This window comes from Mesorhizobium sp. (genome assembly GCF_005063415.1).
Taxonomy (GTDB): Bacteria; Pseudomonadota; Alphaproteobacteria; order Rhizobiales; family Rhizobiaceae; genus Mesorhizobium.
Window position 1 is genome coordinate 6,594 of the sequence record NZ_SUEG01000204.1, and the last position, 925, is coordinate 7,518.

The 925-nt window shown below is 61.2% G+C and carries 1 pseudogene; it reads right to left on the minus strand.

The window, feature by feature from the left end:
* Window positions 1–857 (minus strand): annotated as a pseudogene (locus E5W70_RS29615) (Fic family protein); the annotation flags it as partial.
* Window positions 858–925: the final 68 nt, after the last annotated feature.

Consider the following 925-nt stretch of genomic DNA (forward strand, 5'->3'; position numbering starts at 1 on the left):
TCATCGGGCAGTCGCTCCGGAAGGTCTGCGCGATCGACGGCGATGATCCGTTCGTCCGAGACGATGCTGGCGACACGGTCGTCGTGCCCGAGCACCTGGCCGGTCACTTCTTCGCCTGGGCGGGCTGTGCGAACGTTGTGTTTAAACGGTACCTCGCCGCGCACCTCGAGGTCGGACAACGCGGCGCGAAGGGCTTCGCGGCGGTTCGGGTCAACCGCGTCCTCGAGCACATGTTTCATGGCCGCACTTGACGGGTCGTTCGTGGTTTCGATCGAGGCCTCGATCATGCGCGGCTTGGTGATGACGGTGAAATCGACTTCATGGCCGTAGTGGCGCCCAAGCTCGGCAATGAACACCTCCTGGGCGCGACCGTTGCCTTCGCGAAAGGGATGTACATAATTGAGCTCAGCCATGACCAGGCCCGCTCGCTCGGCGAACTGCTCTGGCGTCGAGCCGCGCAAGACATCGGGATCACGGATAGGCTTCAACGCCTGGTCGAGCCCCATCTCGATGCGGGACCCGTGCAGGAATGCGGTGCCAGCTTTGGAGAGGCCACCGATCGGCTCCACACGCTGCCCGTCCACGATCGGGCTTTCGTCGCGTGTATGGCCGGCCCATTCGTAGACGTCCTGAAAGATATGGCCATGAATAGCCCTAAGATGCGCCTTGTCGAATTGCCCTTGCGGGCCGTCGCCTTCGGCAATTTCCGCCATGCGGAAAGCCGTGGCGCGCTATTCTTCGATGCGGAGTTCGGAATGAGTCTCGATGCCGAACTTATTGCGCAACACATCGGTACGATCGGAATCGTCTGACGTGTTCGGATAGAAATAAGAACCTTGGGTAGGGCTGTCGGACATGGGCAGGGTCAACAAAAAACCGCCTGCGTAGGGCAGGCGGCCTTCGCCTCTAGAGGTTGGGAGTCTCG